21 protein-coding genes are annotated in these 21,637 nt (G+C 66.3%); 14 read left to right on the top strand and 7 right to left on the bottom strand.

Translation table 11 applies throughout. The features are described 5' to 3' along the window. Window positions 1-39: 39 nt before the first annotated feature. A complete protein-coding gene (locus tag WS51_RS21675; protein ID WP_060330434.1) occupies window positions 40-1,299 on the bottom strand; it encodes a branched-chain amino acid ABC transporter substrate-binding protein in 1,260 nt (419 codons plus the stop codon). Window positions 1,300-1,488: 189 nt separating this feature from the next. On the opposite strand from WS51_RS21675, the gene WS51_RS21680 reads away from it, so the two are divergent. The 3 genes from WS51_RS21680 to WS51_RS21690 all read left to right on the top strand — a co-directional run bounded on the left by WS51_RS21680 (window position 1,489) and on the right by WS51_RS21690 (window position 4,616). Next, a complete protein-coding gene (locus WS51_RS21680; RefSeq protein ID WP_059448729.1) occupies window positions 1,489-2,001 on the top strand; it encodes a hypothetical protein in 513 nt (170 codons plus the stop codon). Window positions 2,002-2,388: 387 nt separating this feature from the next. Next, the gene (locus tag WS51_RS33215; protein WP_059502616.1) at window positions 2,389-3,030 is read left to right on the top strand and encodes a carbonic anhydrase; all 642 of its coding nucleotides are present in this window, start codon (window positions 2,389-2,391) and stop codon (window positions 3,028-3,030) included. A gap of 35 nt (window positions 3,031-3,065) precedes the next feature. Continuing rightward, the gene (locus WS51_RS21690; protein ID WP_059502618.1) at window positions 3,066-4,616 is read left to right on the top strand and encodes a SulP family inorganic anion transporter; all 1,551 of its coding nucleotides are present in this window, start codon (window positions 3,066-3,068) and stop codon (window positions 4,614-4,616) included. A gap of 84 nt (window positions 4,617-4,700) precedes the next feature. Here WS51_RS21690 and WS51_RS21695 read toward each other — a convergent pair whose 3' ends face one another. From WS51_RS21695 to WS51_RS21720, 6 genes are all read right to left on the bottom strand, one after another. Continuing rightward, window positions 4,701-6,245, bottom strand: coding sequence for a 2-isopropylmalate synthase (locus WS51_RS21695; RefSeq protein ID WP_059448726.1), 1,545 nt, complete (start codon window positions 6,243-6,245; stop codon window positions 4,701-4,703). Window positions 6,246-6,558: 313 nt separating this feature from the next. Next, window positions 6,559-7,431: a CDP-diacylglycerol--serine O-phosphatidyltransferase gene (pssA, locus tag WS51_RS21700; protein ID WP_059448725.1), complete on the bottom strand. Its 873-nt coding sequence runs from the start codon at window positions 7,429-7,431 to the stop codon at window positions 6,559-6,561. A gap of 15 nt (window positions 7,432-7,446) precedes the next feature. Continuing rightward, entirely contained in the window at window positions 7,447-8,091 is a 645-nt protein-coding gene (locus tag WS51_RS21705) for a phosphatidylserine decarboxylase (RefSeq protein WP_059448724.1), read from the bottom strand. Between the two features lie 127 nt (window positions 8,092-8,218). Next, complete coding sequence (gene ilvC / locus WS51_RS21710; RefSeq protein ID WP_059448723.1) at window positions 8,219-9,235, bottom strand: ketol-acid reductoisomerase; 1,017 nt, start codon at window positions 9,233-9,235, stop codon at window positions 8,219-8,221. Between the two features lie 115 nt (window positions 9,236-9,350). After that, complete coding sequence (ilvN, locus tag WS51_RS21715) at window positions 9,351-9,842, bottom strand: acetolactate synthase small subunit (protein ID WP_034207977.1); 492 nt, start codon at window positions 9,840-9,842, stop codon at window positions 9,351-9,353. A 111-nt stretch (window positions 9,843-9,953) separates the two neighbouring features. After that, on the bottom strand, window positions 9,954-11,717 hold the full coding sequence (locus WS51_RS21720; protein ID WP_069229765.1) for an acetolactate synthase 3 catalytic subunit: 1,764 nt from the start codon (window positions 11,715-11,717) through the stop codon (window positions 9,954-9,956). Window positions 11,718-12,069: 352 nt separating this feature from the next. Here WS51_RS21720 and WS51_RS21725 point away from each other — a divergent pair, with 352 nt between their 5' ends. From WS51_RS21725 to WS51_RS21775, 11 genes are all read left to right on the top strand, one after another. Further along, window positions 12,070-12,633 (top strand): RNA polymerase sigma factor, encoded by a 564-nt coding sequence (locus WS51_RS21725; RefSeq protein WP_059448721.1) that lies wholly within the window; start codon window positions 12,070-12,072, stop codon window positions 12,631-12,633. Further along, window positions 12,630-13,055, top strand: a complete 426-nt coding sequence (locus WS51_RS21730) for a DUF3619 family protein (protein WP_059448720.1) — start codon at window positions 12,630-12,632, stop codon at window positions 13,053-13,055. The genes WS51_RS21725 and WS51_RS21730 overlap by 4 nt, the downstream gene beginning before the upstream one ends. 26 nt (window positions 13,056-13,081) lie before the next feature. Beyond that, a complete protein-coding gene (locus WS51_RS21735) occupies window positions 13,082-13,843 on the top strand; it encodes a DUF3106 domain-containing protein (RefSeq protein ID WP_069229766.1) in 762 nt (253 codons plus the stop codon). A gap of 6 nt (window positions 13,844-13,849) precedes the next feature. Next, entirely contained in the window at window positions 13,850-14,362 is a 513-nt protein-coding gene (locus WS51_RS21740; protein ID WP_059846338.1) for an RDD family protein, read from the top strand. Between the two features lie 252 nt (window positions 14,363-14,614). Beyond that, window positions 14,615-15,556, top strand: a complete 942-nt coding sequence (locus WS51_RS21745) for a UDP-2,3-diacylglucosamine diphosphatase (protein WP_059448717.1) — start codon at window positions 14,615-14,617, stop codon at window positions 15,554-15,556. 30 nt (window positions 15,557-15,586) lie between these two features. Further along, window positions 15,587-16,621 carry a glycosyltransferase family 4 protein gene (locus tag WS51_RS21750; protein ID WP_059448716.1) on the top strand — a complete coding sequence of 345 codons (1,035 nt, stop codon included), beginning with the start codon at window positions 15,587-15,589 and terminating at the stop codon, window positions 16,619-16,621. Further along, on the top strand, window positions 16,618-17,154 hold the full coding sequence (locus WS51_RS21755; protein ID WP_059502626.1) for a diacylglycerol kinase: 537 nt from the start codon (window positions 16,618-16,620) through the stop codon (window positions 17,152-17,154). Before WS51_RS21750 ends, WS51_RS21755 begins: the two co-directional genes overlap by 4 nt. Window positions 17,155-17,348: 194 nt before the next feature. Further along, on the top strand, window positions 17,349-18,104 hold the full coding sequence (locus tag WS51_RS21760) for a TetR/AcrR family transcriptional regulator (RefSeq protein ID WP_059448714.1): 756 nt from the start codon (window positions 17,349-17,351) through the stop codon (window positions 18,102-18,104). Next, window positions 18,101-18,682 (top strand): LOG family protein, encoded by a 582-nt coding sequence (locus tag WS51_RS21765; RefSeq protein ID WP_059502628.1) that lies wholly within the window; start codon window positions 18,101-18,103, stop codon window positions 18,680-18,682. The genes WS51_RS21760 and WS51_RS21765 overlap by 4 nt, the downstream gene beginning before the upstream one ends. Before the next feature lie 22 nt (window positions 18,683-18,704). Continuing rightward, complete coding sequence (locus tag WS51_RS21770; RefSeq protein ID WP_069229767.1) at window positions 18,705-19,469, top strand: SDR family oxidoreductase; 765 nt, start codon at window positions 18,705-18,707, stop codon at window positions 19,467-19,469. Between the two features lie 228 nt (window positions 19,470-19,697). Next, complete coding sequence (locus tag WS51_RS21775) at window positions 19,698-21,593, top strand: ArnT family glycosyltransferase (RefSeq protein ID WP_059808667.1); 1,896 nt, start codon at window positions 19,698-19,700, stop codon at window positions 21,591-21,593. The last annotated feature ends 44 nt before the right edge of the window (window positions 21,594-21,637 follow it).

Raw genomic sequence — 21,637 nt, forward strand, 5'->3', positions numbered from 1 at the left:
CATTGTAGCACAACTGCACGCCGTTCCTACCGCCCCCAGTCACGGGCGCGTCATCGAACAGGTCGACGGCGTCTGCGCACGCTGCGCGGGCACCGCGAGGACCGTCCGGAAGCCATATCCCGAGCCCTCGTTGTCGAAGCGCACGCCCGGCGCGCCGGCCTTGTCCATTTCCATGACATAAAGGGGCTGGATCAACTGATGATCCTGCGCGCGCATCGTCGACGCGTGGAAGCCGTCGTCGAACGACAGCCCCTCGAGCGCACGGGCCACCGCGACAGGATCGGCCGAGCCGGCCCGCGTCATTGCCGCCGCGAGCATTTCGATCATCAGGCTCATGCGCCGCACCGGGTAGTCGTCTTGCGCCGCGGGGAAACGGGTCCGGAACGCGCGGTAGAATGCGTCCGACTTCGCGCCTCCTGCGTTCGGATGCCAGTCCGCGACGGCCACCACCCGCCCGACGCCCGCATCGCCGAGCGCGGCGGGCGCGCCGAGGCTGTTGCCGTAGAAGGTATAGAACTTCGCGTTCAGCCCTTGCTCGCGCGCCGCCTTCACCAGCAGCGTGAGATCGTTGCCCCAGTTGCCGGTCACGACGGCGTCCGCACCGCTCGCCCGGATCTTCGCGATATAAGGCGAGAAATCCTTGATGCGCCCGATCGGATGGAATTCGTCGCCGGCGATCGTCACGTCGGGGCGCCGCTCGGCCAGCGCCTGCCGCGCCAGCGCGCTGACGTCGTGACCGAAGCTGTAGTCCTGGTTCAGCAGGTAGACCTTGCGCAGCGTGCGGTCGCGTGCCATGACATCCGCCAGCGCGGCCATCCGCATTCCCGCGTGCGCATCGAAGCGGAAGTGCCAGAAGCTGCAACGCGCACCTGTGAGCGCCGGATCGTCGGCCGAATAGTTCAGGAACAGCATCCGGTTGTCCGGATTGCGCGTGTTCAGCTTGTCGAGCGCCGCCACGAGCGCGGCCGCGACCGCCGAGCTGTTGCCCTGCGCGACGAAGCCGATGTGCCGGTCCGCCGCCGCGCGCAACTGCACGAGCGCCTCCTCCGGGCTGCCCTTGCTGTCGAGCACGACGAGTTCGAGCGGATGCGCGCCGTCGCGCAGTTTCACGCCGCCGGCCGCATTGACCTGTTCGACGCCGAAGCGCAGGTTGCGCTCGACCGCCGCGCCCGCGTTCGCGAACGGGCCCGACATGCCTTCGATCAGCGCGATCCGCACCGGCTCGCCCGCCGCCAACGCGGACGACGCAAGCATCCACCCCGCGCTCAATGCGAGCGCACACCGTTTCCACAGCTGCATCGACTCCTCGCCCTTCAATCTGTCCGAGAAGCGCGGATCATAGGCCGCGAGCGCCGCCACCCGCAAGCGCGGCGCACCGCGACACGTCGACGGCCGCAGCCCGCGATCCGCACCGATTTTTTCGGCACGATGCACAGGCGCGTGCCGTCCGTGATACAACTGCGCGGTTAGAGAGCTCTGGAGAAACACATGCGCATTCGCATTCCCGTGCGCCTGCCGGTGCTGGTCGCCTGCGCGGCGGCGCTGCTTGCCGGTTGTGCACAACCGTGGCAGCAATACCAGGCCGGCCAGGACGAGTCGGCGATCGTCGCGCGCATGGGCCCGCCGCGCGAGATCTACGATCTGCCCGGCGGCGGCAAGCGCCTGATGTGGCCGACCCAACCGATGGGCGAAATCACCATTGCCGCCGACGTCGACGCGGCCCACCGGATCGTCAATGTCCGCCAGGTGCTGCAGCCGAGCGAGTTCTATCGCGCCGAGATCGGCAAGTGGACCAAGACCGACGTGCTGGTCAATTTCGGCCGCCCGGTCGAGACGTCCTACTTTCCGCTGATGAAGCGCGAAGTGTGGACTTACCGCTATCTCGAAGACAACGTCTGGTACATGATGTACAGCTTCTACTTCGACCAGCAGGGCATCCTGCGCACCACACAGAAAACGCCGGACCCGCTGCACGACCCAGACCGCCGAAACCTGTTCTGATCGGATCGATTGCGCGTTCATACGCAATTTTCACAATGGCCATTCACGAATTATTGCGCGAATGGCCATTTTCATTTTTTCCGTCATATTCGATTAACTTCCCATTCGATGCGGCAATCCTTTCCGATTCGCGCCGCACCGGCAGCATCATGCGGAACCCCTTGCCACATGGGCGCCAGCGGGAAAAGGCATGCACGATACATATCGTGCGTTCTATTGGTGCATTCGATGCACCTGGTCAGATCCAGTTGAAACAATTTGTATCAATGGCACCAGACGTTAGGGCATACCCCTAATATCGGACGAAATTGAACCTTTCAATTTAGAAAGCATCATATTGCTCCACTTCGTCCGGTATCTGTTTGCCCCTATCAGAAAGGAGTCCTCATGAATCGCCCCAAGAGCATGCTGGTTGCCAACATCGCCTGGGCCCGCGAGACGCACGAACACACGCCCGGCTTCTTCGAGGCACTTGCCCGCGGCCAGAACCCGCGCGTGCTGTGGATCGGCTGCGCCGACAGCCGGGTGCCAGCCGAAACCATCACGCACTGCGCGCCCGGCGAGCTGTTCGTCCATCGCAACATCGCGAACCTGTTCCATCCCGACGACGACAATTCGGCGAGCGTGCTCGAGTACGCCGTGCGCGTGCTCGAAGTCGATCACGTGATCGTGTGCGGCCATTACGGATGCGGCGGCGTGCGCGCGTCGCTGCTGCCGCCGCCCGCCGACCTGCCGCACGTTGCACGCCGCATCGCGCCGCTGTGCGCGCTTGCGCGGCGCCATCGCGACGCGCTCGCCGGGCTCGACGACACGGCGGCCGCCGACCGCCTGGCCGAACTCAACGTGCTCGAACAGGTGCGGCTGCTTCGTGCGTCGCCGATCGTGCGCGGCCGGCAGCGGCCGCCGCTCGTGCACGGCTGGATCTTTTCGCTCGCCGACGGCCGCCTGAAGGAACTCGACTCCGGCTACACGGCAGCCCCGGTCGAAGTCGAGCCGGAGCATGCCGCCACGGCCGCCGCACTCGGCTGATCCGCCCCTCTTACGCCAATGAAATCGCGCCAACCATGAAACTGAACGAGCATCTCTCCACGCTGCCGCGCGACATCGTCGCCGGCATCGTCGTTTTCCTCGTCGCGCTGCCGTTGTGTCTCGGCATCGCCAATGCATCCGGCGTCGAGCCGTTCGCCGGGCTCGTGTCCGGCATCGTCGGCGGCATCGTCGTCGCGCTGCTGAGCGGCTCGTCGCTGTCGGTCAGCGGACCGGCCGCCGGCCTCGTCGTGATCGTCGTCGAAGGGATCGCGCAACTCGGCAGCTTTTCCGCATTCCTGCTCGCGGTGCTGCTGTCCGGCGTGCTCCAGTTCGGCTTCGGCATGCTCCGCGCCGGCCGCTTCGCCGCTTACGTGCCGTCGCCCGTCATCAAGGGCATGCTCGCCGCGATCGGCCTGCTGCTGATCGTCAAGCAGATTCCGTTCGCATTCGGCATCGGCGGGCCGGCCGCGCAATCGTTTGCGTCATGGCCGAACCTGCCGACCGCCTGGGCCGCGACGGCCATCGCACTCGTGTCGCTCGTCATGCTCATCGCGTGGGACCAGCCGGCGCTCAAGCGCTTCGGCTGGGTGCGCTCGGTGCCCGCGCCGCTCGCGGTCGTCGTGTTCGGCATCGGCGCGACGCTCGCGCTCGGCGTCGTTGCACCGTCGGTCGCGCCGGGCGCCGCACATCGCGTCACGCTGCCGGAGCTCGAATCGTTCGCGGCACTCGCGGCGTCGCTCAAGCACGCCGAGTTCGGCCCGAACTTCGCGCAACTGGTCAATCCGGACGTATGGCGCGTCGCGATCACGCTCGCGGTTGTCGCGAGCCTCGAGACGCTGCTGAGCCTGGAGGCGGTCGAACAGATCGATCCGAAGCGCCGGCCGACCCAGCCGGACCGCGAACTGAAGGCGCAGGGCGTCGGCAATCTCGTCGCGGGCGCGTTCGGCGGACTGCCGATCACGTCGGTGATCGTGCGCAGTTCGGTGAACGTGCACGCGGGTGCGCAAAGCCGGATGTCGGCGATCGTGCACGGGATCCTGCTGCTTGCCAGCGTGTTCGCGCTCACCGGGCTGATCAACCTGATCCCGCTCGCGAGCCTCGCCGCGATCCTGATCCACACCGGCTTCAAGCTCGCGAAACCGGCGTTGTTCCGCTCGGTGCTGAAGCAGGGCCCGGCCGCGTTCGTGCCGTTCGCTGCGACAATCGCGGGCGTGCTGGCGGTCGACCTGCTGTTCGGCATCGCGCTCGGACTCGCGTGCAGCGTGCTGGCAGTCGCAGTGGCGAACCTGAAAAGCCCCGTCACGCTCGCGCAGCACGACGACCACTTCCTGCTGTCGTTCCGCAAGGACGTGTCGTTCCTCGGCAAGGTGCAGGTCAAGCATCACCTGCGGCACATTCCCGACCGCGCGGCCGTGATCATCGATGCGACGCGCGCCGACTACATCGATCACGACGTGCTGGAACTGCTCGACGCGTTCGTCGCCGATGCGCCGCGGCGCGGGATCGCAGTCGAATTTCGCCGCCGCAGCCCGGCGCCCCGCCCGGCCGCGCGCCGCTGGCAGTTCCGCGCACCGGCGGCCGAATGAGCGGCGCATGAGAAAACGCCCCGGCGGCGCAAGGCCGCACGGGGCATTTCGTGTGCGTCGGACGCTCGACGCGCAGCGCTTCGCTTACGAGCGCTGCGGGTTGACCTTGTCGTCCTTCGAATGCAGCTTGTTCAGCGCCGAGATGTACGCCTTCGCGGACGCCGCGACGATGTCCGGATCGGTGCCGACGCCGTTGACGATCCGCCCGCTCTTCGACAGCCGGACGGTCACTTCACCCTGTGCCTGCGTGCCGGTCGTGATCGCGTTCACCGAATACAGCAGCAGTTCGGAACCGCTGCCGACTTCGCCCTCGATCGCGTTGAACGTCGCGTCGACCGGCCCGTTGCCGCGTGCCTCGCCGGTCACTTCCTTGCCTTCGACCGCGAAGACGATCTTCGCTTGCGGCTGCTCGCCCGTCTCCGAACGCTGCGACAGCGACACGAACTTGAAGTGCTCCTGCTCCTGCGCAAGCGCCGATTCCTCGGAGACGATCGCGATGATGTCTTCGTCGAAGATCTCGGCCTTGCGATCGGCGAGGTCCTTGAAGCGCATGAACGCGGCGTTCAGTTCGGCTTCGCTGTCGAGCGACACGCCGAGTTCCTGCAGACGCTGCTTGAACGCGTTGCGGCCCGACAGCTTGCCGAGCACGATCTTGTTCGCGGTCCAGCCCACGTCTTCCGCGCGCATGATCTCGTAGGTGTCGCGCGCCTTCAGCACGCCGTCCTGGTGGATGCCCGACGCGTGCGCGAATGCGTTTGCGCCGACCACGGCCTTGTTCGGCTGCACGACGAAACCGGTGATCTGCGACACGAGCTTCGACGTCGGCACGATCTGCGTCGTGTCGATGCCGACGTCGAGGCCGAAGTAATCCTTGCGGGTCTTCACGGCCATCACGATTTCCTCGAGCGACGTGTTGCCCGCGCGCTCGCCGAGACCATTGATCGTGCACTCGATCTGCCGCGCACCGCCGATCTTCACACCGGCGAGCGAGTTCGCCACCGCCATCCCGAGGTCGTTGTGGCAGTGCACGGAAAAAATCGCCTTGTCCGAGTTCGGAATGCGTTCGCGCAGCGTCTTCACGAGGTTGCCGTAGAGTTCCGGCACGCCATAGCCGACCGTGTCGGCGATGTTGATCGTCGTCGCGCCTTCGGCGATCACGGCTTCCAGCACACGGCACAGGAAGTCGAGATCCGAACGGCTGCCGTCTTCCGGCGAGAATTCGACGTTGTCGGTGAACTTGCGCGCGAAGCGCACCGCGAGGCGCGCCTGCTCGAACACCTGGTCCGGCGTCATCCGCAGCTTCTTCTCCATGTGCAGCGGCGACGTCGCGATGAACGTGTGGATCCGCGAGCTGTTGGCCGGCTTCAGTGCGTCGGCCGCACGCTGGATGTCCTTGTCGTTGGCGCGCGCCAGCGAGCAGATCGTGCTGTCCTTCACCAGGCCGGCGATCGTGTGGATCGCGTCGAAATCGCCGTTCGAGCTGGCCGCGAAACCGGCCTCGATCACGTCGACCTTCATCCGCTCGAGATGCTTCGCGATGCGGATTTTCTCTTCCTTCGTCATCGACGCGCCGGGCGATTGTTCACCGTCACGCAACGTCGTATCGAAAATGATCAGCTTGTCTGTCATGGGGGGCTCCAGGGCTCTTTATACGGGAATCAAACGTAATGAGATCGCGCCACCGCTGGCGACGCTCAACAACAGACGAGGCTTGACGGAGGGCGAGAACGGTCAGCGCGGCAGGCGCGCCAAAGCTAGCGCGCGTAGCGGCGCACCGGCTAGGAGGAGGGAGAGGCGGGAAAATGCAGTCATGCCGAAGACTATAGCGGCATTCCGCTGGGTGCGCAATCGGACGGCACCCGAGATGCCGGGCCGCGCCGTGCGAAAAAGGGGCAAATGAAAACGGCGGCCTCGAGGCCGCCGTTGCCGGGCAGGTTGCGCGTCAGTGATCGCGCTGCGACGAGCGCGCGGGGTTCGCCCGTCCGCGCACGGCCATGTAGGCCCAGAACACGTAGCCGGACAGCCCGTACAGCACGAACAGACAGAACAGCATCAACGGCGGATCGGACGACACGAGCACGAACGCGACGACGACCAGCAGGATCGCCGCGAACGGCACGCGGTGCCGAACGTCGAGCGCCTTGCCGCTGTAGAACGGCGCGTTCGACACCATCGTCACCCCTGCATAGATCGTCAGCGCGAACGCGACCCACGGCAGCCAGCCGAGCTTCATCGGCACGCGGTTGTCGGTCGCGAGCCACACGAAGCCGGCGATCAGCGCGGCGGCGGCCGGGCTCGGCAGCCCCTGGAAGAAGCGCTTGTCGACGACGCCGATGTTCGTGTTGAAGCGCGCGAGACGCAGCGCGGCGCCCGAACAATAGACGAACGCGGCGAGCCAGCCCCAGCGGCCGAGATCCTTCAGCACCCACTCGTACATCACGAGCGCCGGCGCGACGCCGAACGACACCATGTCCGACAGGCTGTCGAACTGTTCGCCGAACGCGCTTTGCGTATGCGTCATCCGCGCGACGCGCCCGTCCATCCCGTCCAGCACCATCGCGACGAAGATCGCTATCGCGGCGATCTCGAAGCGCACGTTCATCGCCTGCACGACCGCGAAGAAGCCGCAGAACAGCGCGGCGGTCGTGAACGCGTTCGGCAGCAGATAGATGCCGCGCGTCTTGAGAAACCGCTGGCGCGCGGCGCGGCGGCTTTCGATGGGCGCCGGATCGGACGCCATCACCTTGTTGCGGCGGAACGGGCGTGGCGTCTGGCCGGAGCCGTTGCGCGGCCGACGCGGTTTGAATGCGGCCATCGTGCGTCCCGCCGCTTACTGTTCGAGCTCGGCGAGGATCGTCGACGACGCGTACACCTTCTCGCCGATCGACACCTTCGCGCGGCTGCCGAGCGGCAGGTACACGTCGACGCGCGAACCGAAGCGGATGAAACCGTAGCGCTGACCGCGCGACAGCGGCTCGCCCGCACGCACGTAGCAGAGGATCCGGCGGGCGATGAGGCCTGCGATCTGCACGGCGGTGACGGTCTTGCCGCTCGCCGTCTGGATCACGACCGCATTGCGCTCGTTCTCGGTCGACGCCTTGTCGATCGCCGCGTTCAGGAAAGCGCCCGGGAAGTATTCGACCTTGGTGACCGCGCCGTCGACCGGCGAACGCTGCGAATGGACGTTGAAGACGTTCATGAACACGCTGATCTTCAGCGCTTCGCGATTCGCGTACGGATCCTGGGCGGTCTCGACGGCGACGATGCGGCCGTCCGCCGGGCACAGCACCGCGTTCGGCTGCGCCGGGATCGGGCGCTGCGGATCGCGGAAGAACTGGACGACGAAGACGAGCAGCAGCCAGAACGGCCACGCGAAGCCGAAGCCCCCGACGGCGTGGATCAACAACGCGATGACGGCTGCAATCGCGATGAACGGCCAGCCTTCGCGCGCGATGATCGGATGAGGATAGTTCATGGGTTCGTTCGGTGTTCGGTGAATTGCAAAGCCCGTAGGATAGCAAAAGCCGCCCGGGGCACTGCTGCCTTCGGACGGCTTTTTGATACCGACCCTCCACTCGAAGGGCCGGAACAGCACGGCGTGCTTAGTTCTTCGACTGGTCGACGAGCTTGTTCTTCGCGATCCACGGCATCATCGCGCGCAGCTTCGCGCCGACTTGCTCGATCTGGTGCTCGGCCGTCAGGCGGCGGCGCGACTGCAGCGTCGGCGCGCCTGCCTTGTTCTCGAGAATGAAGCTCTTTGCGTACTCGCCCGTCTGGATGTCGGTCAGGCACTGCTTCATCGCCTTCTTCGTCTCTTCCGTGACGACGCGCGGGCCCGTCACGTACTCGCCGTATTCGGCGTTGTTCGAGATCGAGTAGTTCATGTTCGCGATGCCGCCTTCGTAGATCAGGTCGACGATCAGCTTCAGTTCGTGCAGGCACTCGAAGTACGCCATTTCCGGCGCGTAGCCCGCTTCGACCAGCGTCTCGAAACCTGCCTTGATCAGCTCGACGGTGCCGCCGCACAGCACGGCCTGCTCGCCGAACAGGTCGGTTTCGGTCTCTTCGCGGAAGTTCGTCTCGATGATGCCTGCACGGCCGCCGCCGTTGGCCGCCGCGTACGACAGCGCGATGTCACGCGCCGCGCCCGACTTGTTCTGCGCAACCGCGATCAGGTGCGGCACGCCGCCACCTTGCGAATACGTGCCGCGCACGGTGTGGCCCGGCGCCTTCGGCGCGATCATGATCACGTCGAGGTCGGCGCGCGGGATCACCTGGCCGTAGTGGACGTTGAAGCCGTGCGCGAATGCCAGTGCGGCGCCCTGCTTGATGTTCGCGTGCACTTCCTTCGCGTACACGTCGGCGATCTGCTCGTCCGGCAGCAGCATCATGACGACGTCCGCGCCCTTCACCGCTTCCGCGACTTCCTTGACCGACAGGCCCGCGTTTTCGGCCTTGCTCCACGACGCGCCGCCCTTGCGAAGGCCGACCGTCACGTTCACGCCGCTGTCCTTCAGGTTCAGTGCGTGTGCATGGCCTTGCGAGCCGTAGCCGATGATCGTGACTTGCTTGCCCTTGATGAGGGAGAGGTCGGCGTCTTTGTCGTAGAAAACGTTCATGATGGTTCCTTCGCTAATTCAAAAATTCAACAATTCGTTCGGATGGAGTACTGCGGGCCGGGACATGACGGCGCACCCGGCGTGCCTTCGGCGTGCCTTTTCTGCAATATCGGCATCACACCTTCAGGATGCGCTCGCCGCGTCCGATGCCGGAGCTGCCGGTACGCACGGTCTCTAGGATCGCGGTCGCGTCCAGCCCCTGGATGAATGCGTCGAGCTTGTCGCTCGCGCCCGTCAATTCGATCGTGTAGGTCTTTTCGGTCACGTCGATGATGCGGCCGCGGAAAATGTCCGACATCCGCTTCATTTCTTCGCGCTCCTTGCCCACTGCACGTACCTTGATCAGCATCAGCTCGCGTTCGATGTGTGCACCGTCGGTCAGGTCCACCACTTTCACCACCTCGATCAGGCGGTTCAGATGCTTCGTGATCTGTTCGATCACGTCGTCCGAGCCAATGGAAACGATGGTCAGCCGCGACAGCGATTGGTCTTCGGTCGGCGCCACCGTCAAGGTTTCGATGTTGTAGCCGCGTGCGGAAAACAGACCGACCACGCGCGACAGCGCGCCCGGTTCGTTTTCCAGCAGGACGGAAATGATGTGTCTCATGTTCGCTTCTTCCAGAATGTGTCCGTGTCGATTCACTCGCGCCGCGCACCGCCCGATGCCGCACCGCCCTTCGTGAAGGCGGCCGCTTCGGCCCGCGCGCGCGTCGCGCCGTTACAGATCTTCCGATCCGAGCAGCATCTCGGTGATGCCCTTGCCGGCCTGTACCATCGGCCAGACGTTTTCGGTCGGATCGGTCTGGAAGTCGAGAAACACGGTGCGGTCCTTCAGGCGCAGCGCTTCCTTCAGCGCCGGCTCCACATCCGAGGTCTTTTCGATCCGCATGCCGACGTGGCCGTATGCCTCGGCGAGCTTCACGAAGTCAGGCAGCGCATCCATGTACGAATGCGAATAGCGCTTGCTGTATTCGATCTGCTGCCACTGGCGGACCATGCCGAGATAGCGGTTGTTCAGCGAAATGATCTTCACGGGCGTGTCGTACTGCAGGCAGGTCGACAGTTCCTGGATGCACATCTGGATCGAGCCTTCGCCCGTGATGCACAGCACGTCGTCGTCCGGGTGCGCCATCTTGACGCCCATCGCTGCCGGCAGGCCGAAGCCCATCGTGCCGAGGCCGCCGGAGTTGATCCAGCGACGCGGCTTGTTGAAACGGTAGAACTGCGCGGCCCACATCTGGTGCTGGCCGACGTCCGAGCACACGAACGCGTTGCCGTCCGTCAGCTCCCAGGCCTTCTCGACCACGTACTGCGGCTTGATGATCTCGCTTTCGCGGTCGAACTTCAGGCAGTCCTTCGAACGCCAGCTCTCGATGTCCTTCCACCATTGCGCGAGCGCCTCGGTGTCGGGGCCATGCTCGGCCGTCTGCAGCTGCTCGATCAGCTCCTTCAGCACTTCCTTCACGTCGCCGACGATCGGGATGTCGACCTTCACGCGCTTCGAGATCGACGACGGGTCGATGTCGATGTGGATGATCTTGCGCGGGCGCGACGCGAAGTGCGCCGGGTCGCCGATCACGCGGTCGTCGAAGCGGGCGCCGATCGCGATCAGCACGTCGCAGTGCTGCATCGCCATGTTCGCTTCGTAGGTGCCGTGCATGCCGAGCATGCCGAGGAATTTCCTGTCCGACGCGCGATAGCCGCCAAGGCCCATCAGCGTGTTCGTGACCGGGTAGCCGAGCAGGTCGGCGAACTGGTTCAGTTCGCGCGACGCGTCGGCGAGGATGATGCCGCCGCCCGTGTAGATATAAGGACGCTTCGCCGACAGCAGCAGCGACACGGCCTTGCGGATCTGGCCCGAATGGCCTTTCGTCACGGGGTTGTACGAGCGCAGCGACACGCTCTTGACCGGCTCGTACTGGCACGCGGTCTTCGAGATGTCCTTCGGGATGTCGATCAGCACCGGGCCCGGGCGGCCGGTGCGGGCGATGTAGAACGCCTTCTTGACGGTTTCCGCGAGGTCGCGCACGTCCTTCACGAGGAAGTTGTGCTTCACGCACGGACGCGTGATGCCGACCGTGTCGCATTCCTGGAACGCGTCCTGGCCGATCGCGGCAGTCGGCACCTGGCCGCTGATCACGACCATCGGGATCGAGTCCATGTATGCCGTTGCAATGCCGGTCACCGCGTTGGTGACACCGGGGCCGGACGTCACGAGACAGACGCCGACGTTGCCGGTGGAGCGCGCATACGCATCGGCTGCGTGCACGGCCGCCTGTTCGTGGCGCACCAGCACGTGCTGAATCTTGTCCTGCTTGTAAAGCTCGTCGTAGATGTAGAGTACCGAGCCGCCGGGATAGCCCCAGATGAATTCGACGTTCTCGTCGGCCAGTGCCTTCATGAGCACGGTGGCGCCGATGGAGTCGCTATCGGGAGGGGAAAGGGGTTCCGACGTGGAGAATTCCGCGCTGGGCATGTTCATTTTGACCTTTCGAATTTTCGGCAAAAAATTGATCGGGTGCTCTCTGCCGGGCTTGTGGCTCGGGTTCAAGCGGCGCGTCCAGTTTGAAGGGCGGGCTTCTTGGGCCAGCCTCAAATGAGACTATCACTTCATGTTGCGAATCGCTGACGATAGCGGGTCGTGATGGGGGCGTCAAGCAAAATATCCCGCAGCGCATCATGGCCGCCTCCGGCCGGGCCGCGGACGCTGCTGCCGCGCAACGTAGCGAGCCGCCACCGGTGCCAAATCGCGCGAAAATTTGTTAGCATCCGCGGGTTTTACGAAATTTTTCGACCTTTCACACGCCGCAGTCCGCAGCGCATACCTTTACGGAATGGCATCAGACAAGGAACTCGCCGACTTTCTGGCGGGCGTCGAAAGGCGCGCGTTCAAGCAGGCTGCGTACGCCGTGCGTGACGACGATGCGTCGCTCGACATCGTGCAGGACGCGATGATCAAGCTGGCGGAGAAATACGGCGACCGGCCCGCGGCCGAGCTGCCGCTGCTGTTCCAGCGGATCCTGCAGAATGCGATCCACGACTGGTTCCGGCGGCAGAAGGTCCGCAATACCTGGGTCACGCTCTTCTCGTCGCTCAACAGCACGGACGACGAGGACTTCGATCCGCTGGAAACGCTCGAGTCCGCGGACGACAATGCGGGCGTCGAGAGCACCGAGCACCGCCTGGAGCGGGAGCAGGTTCTGGCCCTGATCGACGAGGAAATCCAGAAACTTCCGACGCGTCAACGGGAAGCGTTCCTGATGCGTTATTGGGAAGATATGGATGTCGCCGAGACTGCCGCCGCAATGGGGTGCTCAGAAGGCAGCGTCAAGACGCACTGCTCGCGAGCCACCCACACCCTGGCGCAAGCGCTCAAGGCCAAAGGAATCACGCTATGAGCTCCGCTCCCGTAAATCGAGAACACGAATTCGCGCTGAAGGTCCGCCGCGCGCTGGACGAACGTGCCGCGGCGCTGCCTGCCGCGACCACCGATCGCCTGGCCGCCGCGCGCCGGGCCGCGCTCGCGCGCAAGAAGCCGGAAACCGCGAGCGCGCCGGTGTTCGTGCCCGCCTTCGCCGGCGCCGGCGCCGCATACGGGACGCCGCCCGCGAGTCGTCCGCAGACGTCGTTCGCGCGCCGCCTGCTGCGCGCGTGGCCGCTTGCGCTGCTGCTGGCCGGGCTGGTCGGCATCGCGTACTGGGAAGACATGCAGCGCACCGCCGAGCTCGCCGACATCGACGCGGCGATGCTGAGCGACGACCTGCCGCTCAACGCGTATCTCGACCACGGGTTCAACGCGTATCTTTCGCACGCACGCTAACAGAGAACAACGAGGGGATCGCACGGGTGAGTCAGAAACGCGGCCTGGCCGTATTTTTCGGATGCGTGATCGCGATCGCCGTTTCGTACGTCGCCACCTATTCCCGATTCAACCCGCCTCCCGCGACGTCCTCCGTCGCGGCCAGCAGCGCGCCCGCGCCGACCTCGGCCGCCGCCGGGCAGGCCACCGAACTCGTTCCGCTGCCCCTGCCGCTGCCGGCCGCCAACGGCCCGCTGTCGTGGGCGCGCCTGACGCCCGCGCAACGCGCTGCCCTCGCGCCGTTCGCCGACCAGTGGGACGGCTTCAGCGACGCACGCAAGCGTAAATGGCTGAAGATCGCATCACGTTTCGCGAAATTGACGCCCGATGAGCAGAAGCACCTGCAGGACAGGATGTCCGAGTGGGCACGGATGACCCCCGAGCAGCGTCGCGTCGCGCGCGAGAATTACCAGAGCGCGAAAGAGCTGTCCGCGCAGGCGCGCGAGCGCGCGTGGAAGGCCTACCAGCAACTTCCCGAAGAACAGAAGCAGCGCCTCGCCGCAACCGAGCGCCGCCGCCGGCCGAGCGTCGTCAGTGCGCCGCCGGCGGTCGCCGACCGCGATGTGCGCCGCCTCGTCAATTCGCACGAGCATCCGGCGAGCAGCGCCGCGCCGGCATCGGCGCCCGCTTCCCCGGGCGCCGGCGCGCCGCCCGTGACGGCATCGTCCACGTCCGGCACCGCACCCGCGCCTGCGACCGTCACGCCCGTCTCGCCGGCCGACGCGCCGTCGATGTTCAAGGGTTCCTGACCCGGCATGGCGAGCGCCCCCGCCGCATCCGAGGCCGCGGCCGCCGCCGCGCCGTCCGTGCGGCGGCGCCTCGCCGCGATGCTGTACGAAGCCGTGCTGCTGTTCGGCGTCGTGTTCTTCGCCGGTCTCGCATTCAGCCTCGCGACGCAGCAGCGCAACGGCCTCGTTCATCACAATCTCCTCGCTGCGTGGATCGCGCTCGTCGTCGGCGCGTATTTCGTCTGGTTCTGGACCCACGGCGGCCAGACGCTGCCGATGAAGACCTGGCGGCTGCGCCTCGAATCGTCGAGCGGCCGCCCGCTCGGCGCCGGCCACGCGCTCGTCCGCTACGTGCTCGCGTGGCTGTGGTTCCTGCCGCCGCTCGCGCTGCATCCGCTCCTCGGGCTGTCGGTGCCCGTCACGCTCGCGCTGGCTGCCGCGTGGATCGTCGCGTGGGCCGGCGCGGCCCGCCTGCACACCGGTCGCCAGTTCCCGCACGACCGCCTCGCCCGCACGCGCGTCGTCGCGATCCCGCGCTGACGCGCCGCGCGACGGCCACAGGCCCCGCGCCCAAGCCTATTCATCAGACGAAATGACTCGAAGGCACTGTGGCGCCCATCCGCGTCGTCTGCCCGATCGGCGCAAGACAGTCGGTTCGCCAGATTACGCAACGCCGCCGCATTCACTGCTAAACACGCCCGAACGACAGTAATAAGAACGTCTCGTGACTGTCACGGCATGGTCACGCCCGCATGGCGCAATGCCGGTAATGTCAACCGGCGCGAGTCATGCATGGGCCAGAAAACGTCCGCGACCTCCCTGTTCCGTCAACCGCTCGGCGCTCGCGCCGTCACCGCCTTCCTGTCCGGGTCGGCCGCCACCGATGCCGTTTCGTCGCACGAACCGACGACCACGCACGCCAGGCAACACGACGACCCGGAGCCGTCCACCCATCGCTACCGCACGATCTGGCTGTCCGACATCCATCTCGGCTCGAGCGGCTGCCAGGCGCCGTACCTGCTCGACTTCCTGCGTCACAACGATTCGGAATACCTGTACCTCGTCGGCGACATCATCGACGGCTGGCAGCTGAAGAAGGGCTGGTACTGGCCGCAGGCGCACAACGACGTCGTGCAGAAGGTGCTGCGCAAGGCGCGCAAGGGCACGCAGGTGGTCTACATCCCGGGCAACCACGACGAAGGCGCGCGGCAGTTCTGCGACCTCGCGTTCGGCGACATCCAGGTGCGCGGCGAGGCATTTCACACGACGCTCGCGGGCAAACGTTTGTGGATCGTGCACGGCGACCTGTTCGACGGCGTAATCCAGCACGCGAAATGGCTCGCGTATCTCGGCGACACGCTCTACACGCTGATCCTCGTGCTGAACCGCTGGTTCAACCGGATCCGCAGCCGGCTCGGCTTCCAGTACTGGTCGCTGTCGCAGTACCTGAAGCACCAGGTGAAGAACGCGGTCAACTTCATCTCGCAGTTCGAGACCGTGATGACCGACGAAGCGCGCCGCCGCGGCTGCGACGGCGTCGTGTGCGGGCACATCCACAAGGCGGAGATCCGCGACATCGACGGCGTGCTGTACTGCAACGACGGCGACTGGGTCGAGAGCCTGTCCGCGCTCGTCGAAACGATGGAAGGCGAGCTGAAGATCGTCTACTGGACGGTGATGCGCACCGCGCCGTCCGCCGCTCCGTCGCGCAAGGCCAAGGCCACCGCCGCCTGACACAACTCCACTTACAGGACACATGCCGCGATGAAGATCATGATCGTCACCGACGCGTGGGAACCGCAGGTCAACGGCGTCGTGCGCACGCTGAAGAGCACCTCCCGCGAACTCACCGCGCTCGGCCACCGCGTCGAAATGCTGACGCCGCTGGAATTCCGCACGGTGCCCTGCCCGACCTACCCCGAGATCCGCCTGTCGATCCTGCCGTACCGCAAGCTGCGCGCGCGGATCGATGCGTTCGCACCCGATGCGCTGCACATCGCGACCGAAGGCCCGCTCGGCCTCGCCGCGCGACGCTATGCACGCGCACGCAAGCTGCCGTACACGACCGCGTATCACACGCGCTTTCCGGAATACGTGCAGGCACGCTTCGGCATTCCGCTGGCGGCGACCTACAAGTTCCTGCACTGGTTCCACGGGCCGTCGCTCGCGGTGATGGCGCCGACGCCGGTCGTGAAGCAGGACCTCGAGAAGTTCGGGTTCACGAACGTCGTGCTGTGGACGCGCGGCGTTGATCTCGACATCTTCCGGCCGATGGAGTCGAAGGTGCTCAATACCGCGCGGCCGATCTTCCTGTACGTGGGACGCGTCGCGATCGAGAAGAACGTCGAGGCGTTCCTGCGCCTCGACCTGCCCGGCTCGAAGTGGGTCGCGGGCGAAGGTCCGGCGCTCGCGGAACTGAAATCGCGCTACCCGGAGGCGAACTATCTCGGTGTCCTGTCGCAAGCCGAGCTCGCCAAGGTGTATGCTGCGGCCGACGTGTTCGTGTTTCCGAGTCGCACCGACACGTTCGGCCTCGTGCTGCTGGAGGCGCTCGCATGCGGCACGCCGGTTGCCGCGTACCCCGTCACGGGCCCGATCGACGTGCTCGGCACGGGCGGCGCCGGCGCGATGCACGAAGATCTGCAGGAGGCCTGCCTCGAGGCGCTCAAGATCGAACGCGAAACTGCCCGCGCGTGGGCCGAGCGCTTCTCGTGGCGCGCGGCGTCCGAGCAGTTCGCGTCGCATCTGAAGCCGCTGCCGAAAACTGCGTACTCGCCCGCCGAAGGTGCCGCCGTTTGAAACGAGACCTGAACGACAAGACCCCGCTCCCCGCCGCGACGGCGCAACCGCATGGCCCGTTCGACGAAGAAGAACCGCACGCCGATGCGGACGTGCACACGCACGAGCCGCTCGGCCCCGACGACCGCCTGGCGCCGCTGCCGCCCAACCCGTACAAGCGGCACCGCGGCATCACGCGCGCGTGGTACGCGCTCAAGCATTCGCTGAACGGGTTTCGCGTCGCGATCCGCGAGGAGAGCGCGTTTCGCCAGGAGCTCACGCTCGCCGCGCTGATGCTGCCGATCGGCGCGTTCTCGCCGGTGCCTGCCGCGTCGCGCGCGCTGCTGATCGCATCGGTCCTGCTGGTGCTGATCGTCGAGCTGCTGAACTCGAGCGTCGAGGCCGCGATCGACCGCATCTCGCTCGAGCGCCACGAGTTGTCGAAGCGCGCGAAGGACCTGGGCAGCGCGGCGGTCACCGTCGCGCTGTTCGCGTGCGTGACGACGTGGGCGTTCGTGCTGGGCCCGGTCGTCGCGCGCTGGCTCGGCTTCTAGCGGCACCAGCGGCGCACCGCCCGCGTGCGGCGGTGCACCATGCGCGCAACGCATCGCGATCACGAAATGCGCCCGTTGTAAGGAATCCGCGGTTTATAATCGTCGGCCAGACCTAGAACAGCAACCCGCGCCGGACGAATCTCGCAGCATCGATTGCAGCGCCCGCCAGTCCGGCATACACAGGGCCGGACGACATGGAAGCGAAACCTCCCCGCCGCACCCGCGAACGGATTCTCGAGTTGTCGTTGAAACTCTTCAACGAGATCGGCGAGCCGAACGTCACGACGACGACGATCGCCGAGGAAATGGAAATCAGTCCAGGCAACCTGTACTACCATTTCCGCAACAAGGACGACATCATCAACAGCATCTTCGCGCAGTTCGAGCAGCAGATCGAACGGCGGTTGCGCTTTCCCGAAGATCACCGTCCGACGATCGACGAGACCTGGTCGTACCTGCAGTACATGGCCGATTTCATGTGGACCTACCGGTTCCTGTATCGCGATCTCAACGACCTGCTCGCGCGCAATCGCACGCTCGAGACGCACTTCAAACAGATCATCAGCCACAAGGTGCGCTTCGCGCACGACATGTGCGAGCTGCTCGTGTCCGACGGCGAAATGGTCGCGACGCCCGCCGAGATCGAAGTCATCGCCACCAACATGGCCGTGATCTCGACGTACTGGCTGTCGTATCAGTACGTGATGCACCCGCGCAAATACAACGACCAGGACGCGATCCGCGAAGAGCTGCACCAGGTGAGCATGCACGTGATCTCGGTCATGGCCCCGTACCTGCGCGGACGTTCGCGCCAGCTGTTCGACGATCTCGTCTCCGGCAAGCTGCCCAAGCGCCAGTTCTCCGACTACCTGCCGCCGCGCGACGGTTCGCCGCGCCCCGCCGGCAGCCCGGTCGCGGCCAAGCCCGCCGCAAAGGATACGAAACAATGAAGGCTGTCTGTGTTTACTGCGGCTCGGCGTCCGGCGTGCGGCCCGTCTATGCGGACGCCGCGCGCGCGTTCGGCCGCGCGCTCGTCGATGCGGGCCTCACGCTCGTCTACGGCGGCGGCCGCGTCGGCCTGATGGGCGTGATCGCCGATGAAGTGATGGCGGCCGGCGGCCGTGCGGTCGGCGTGATCCCCGAGTTGCTGGTCGACAAGGAAGTCGGCCATACCGGGCTGTCCGAGCTGCACGTCGTGCCCGACATGCATCACCGCAAGAAGATGATGGCCGACCTCGCGGATGCGTTCGTCGCGATGCCCGGCGGCGCCGGCACGCTCGAGGAATTCTTCGAGGTCTATACGTGGGCGCAGCTCGGCTATCACCGCAAGCCGGTCGCGCTGTACAACATCGATTCGTTCTTCGATCCGCTGATCGCGCTGCTGCGCCACACGGTCGACGAAGGCTTCATGCGTCCGACCTACTTCGACGCGCTGCGCATCGACGCCGAACCGGTCGCGCTGATCGAACAATTGCGCGGCTACCAGCCGCCCGCGCGCGACAAGTGGGCGCCGGACGCGGCCAAGTAAAGTTTATCGGGAGCCGCACGCGATGCCCGCACCGTCGTCCGAACGCAAGGCCGTCCTGATTACCGGCGCGAGTCGCGGCATCGGCCGTGCGACCGCCGTGCTCGCGGCCGAACGCGGCTGGGACGTCGGCATCAACTATGCACGCGACGCGGCAGCAGCCGAACTGACCGCGCAAGCGGTTCGCGACGCCGGCGCGCGCGCGTGCGTCGTCGCCGGCGACGTCGCGAACGAAGCAGACGTGATCGCGATGTTCGACACCGTCTCGGCGGCATTCGGTCGCCTCGACGCACTCGTGAACAATGCGGGGATCGTCGCGCCGTCGATGCCGCTCGCCGACATGCCGCTCGACCGGCTGCGGCGGATCTTCGATACCAACGTGCTCGGCGCCTACCTGTGCGCGCGCGAAGCCGCGCGCCGGCTGTCCACCGACCGCGGCGGGCGCGGCGGCGCGATCGTCAACGTGTCGTCGATCGCGTCGCGGCTCGGTTCCCCTAACGAGTACGTCGACTATGCGGGCTCGAAGGGCGCGGTCGATTCGCTGACGATCGGCCTCGCGAAGGAGCTCGGCCCGCACGGCGTGCGCGTCAACGCGGTGCGGCCCGGCCTGATCGAGACGGAAATCCATGCGAGCGGCGGCCAGCCGGGGCGCGCGGCACGCCTCGGCGCGCAGACGCCGCTCGGCCGCGCGGGCGACGCGCAGGAGATCGCGGAAGCGATCGTCTGGCTGCTCGGCGACACCGCGTCATACACGACGGGCGCCCTGCTCGATGTCGGCGGCGGCCGATAATCGCGCCCTCAAAGGGCAAAAACGGACCGGCTGAAGCCGGTCCGTGGTCACGACACCACAAATCTCCACAATATCGTGACCATTCCAGTAAACATCGGTAACAGTTCCGTGTTCTACTAGCGCCAACCAAAAACAGCCGGTCATCCGGCTGTCATCTCGCCTCGATGCGACCCTTATTGGATCCGGCCCATGTCGCCGGGCCCGCTTGACCCGACCGAGATCTTTTCCATGCCAGGAACAGCAGCGCCCGGCCGGCGACGCACATCCGTGCCCGCTTCGGCCATGCATGCCCGATCAGCCGCCGATCCCGACCTCAGCGCGACCCTCCATGCCGCCGGCACGCCCGCCGTGGCCGGCAGCCCCGCGACGGACGCCGCCGGCAATCGCGCTCTGCGGCTGGGCTGGCGCGTCTGGCTGCTGGTTGCCGCGCTGGTCTGCGCGTACACGCTGCCGGGCGTGCTCGGCCACGATCCGTGGAAGCAGGACGAAACCTATACGTTCGGCATCATCCAGCACATGCTCGAGACGGGCGACTTCGTCGTGCCGACCAACGCCGGCCAGCCGTTCATGGAAAAGCCGCCGCTCTACGCGTGGGTCGCGACGAGCCTCGCATGGCTGCTGCAGCGGGTGATGCCGCTGCACGACGCGGCGCGGCTTGCGAGCGCGCTGTTCGCGGCGCTCGCGTTCGCCTTCGTCGCACGCGCGGCACGCAGTGCCAGCCGGGCCGACAACTGGCTCGACCTGCGCGTGATCGGCCCCGTCGTGCTGAGCGCGGGCACGCTCGTCGTCATCAAGCACGTGCACGACATGATGACCGACGTCGCGCTGTTCGCGGGCACCGCGATGGGCTTTTGCGGCCTGCTCGAGCTCGTGATGCAGCACGTCGCGCGCGCGCGCCGGATGCGACACGGGCTGCCGGTGCGGCCGTCCGGCCGCTGGGCCGCGCCGATCTTCGGCGCGGGCGTCGGCATCGCGCTGATGGCAAAGGGACTGTTCGTGCCGCTCGTGTTCGCGGCCACGCTCACGGGCGCGCTGGTGCTCTACCCCGCCTGCCGCACGCGTGCGTTCGCGCGCTCGCTCGGTGTCGCCGCGCTCGTGTTCGCACCGTTCGCGCTCATCTGGCCGACGGCGCTGTTCCTGCGTTCCGAAACGCTGTTCATGACCTGGTTCTGGGACAACAACGTCGGCCGCTTCTTCGGTTTCTCGGTGCCGGAACTCGGCGCGGAAAACGACAAGCCGTTCTTCATCCTGCGTGCGTTCCTGCTCCTCGGCTTCCCGGTCGCGCCGCTCGCGATCGTCGCGCTGGCACGCGGCGCATGGCGCGAATGGCGCACGCCGCGCATCGCGCTGCCCGTACTCTTCGCCGGGATCGGCCTCGCGGTGCTGCAAGTGTCCGCGACCTCGCGCCAGCTCTACATCCTGCCGTTCTTCGCGCCGCTCGCGCTGGTTGCCGCGCAGGCGATCGAGCGCCTGCCGCGCGGGCTGCATCTCGCATGGGATTACCTGAGCCGATTGCTGTTCGGCACCGTGGTCGCGCTCGCGTGGGGAATCTGGGCGGTAATGGCCGATCCGGGTTCATCGCGTGCGGGCCTCGCGCTGCTTGGCCGCTGGCTGCCGCTCGACTGGACGATGCCGATCGTGCCCGCGTTCGTGATCGGCGCGCTCGTGCTGACGGTCGGCTGGCTGGGGCTGCTGCCGAAGCTGCGCACGACGGGCCCGTGGCGTGGCGCGCTGTCGTGGGGCGCCGGCGCGCTGGTCGCCTGGGGTCTCGTGTATACGCTGTTGCTGCCGTGGCTCGACGTCGCGAAGAGCTACCGGTCGGTGTTCGACGACCTGAACGCACATCTCGCGCTCGAATGGAGCGACGGCGACTGCATGGCGAGCCTGCACGGGCTCGGCGAATCGGAAGCGCCGATGCTGTACTACTTCTCCGGTATCCAGCACACGCCGATCGACGACGCGAAAACGACCCGCTGCACGTGGATGATCGTCCAGGGCGTGCGGGCCGTCGATCCGGCGCCGGGCAGCGAATGGAAACTATTCTGGACCGGCGCTCGCCCGGGCGACGACGAGGAACTGCTGCGCGTCTACGTGCGCACGCCCGAAGAGCACGAAACGCAGTGAAACGAGGCGGCGCCGCGAAACGGCGCCGTCGTCATTTCCGGGAG

The organism is Burkholderia territorii (assembly GCF_001718335.1).
In the GTDB taxonomy this organism is placed as follows: Bacteria; Pseudomonadota; Gammaproteobacteria; order Burkholderiales; family Burkholderiaceae; genus Burkholderia; species Burkholderia territorii.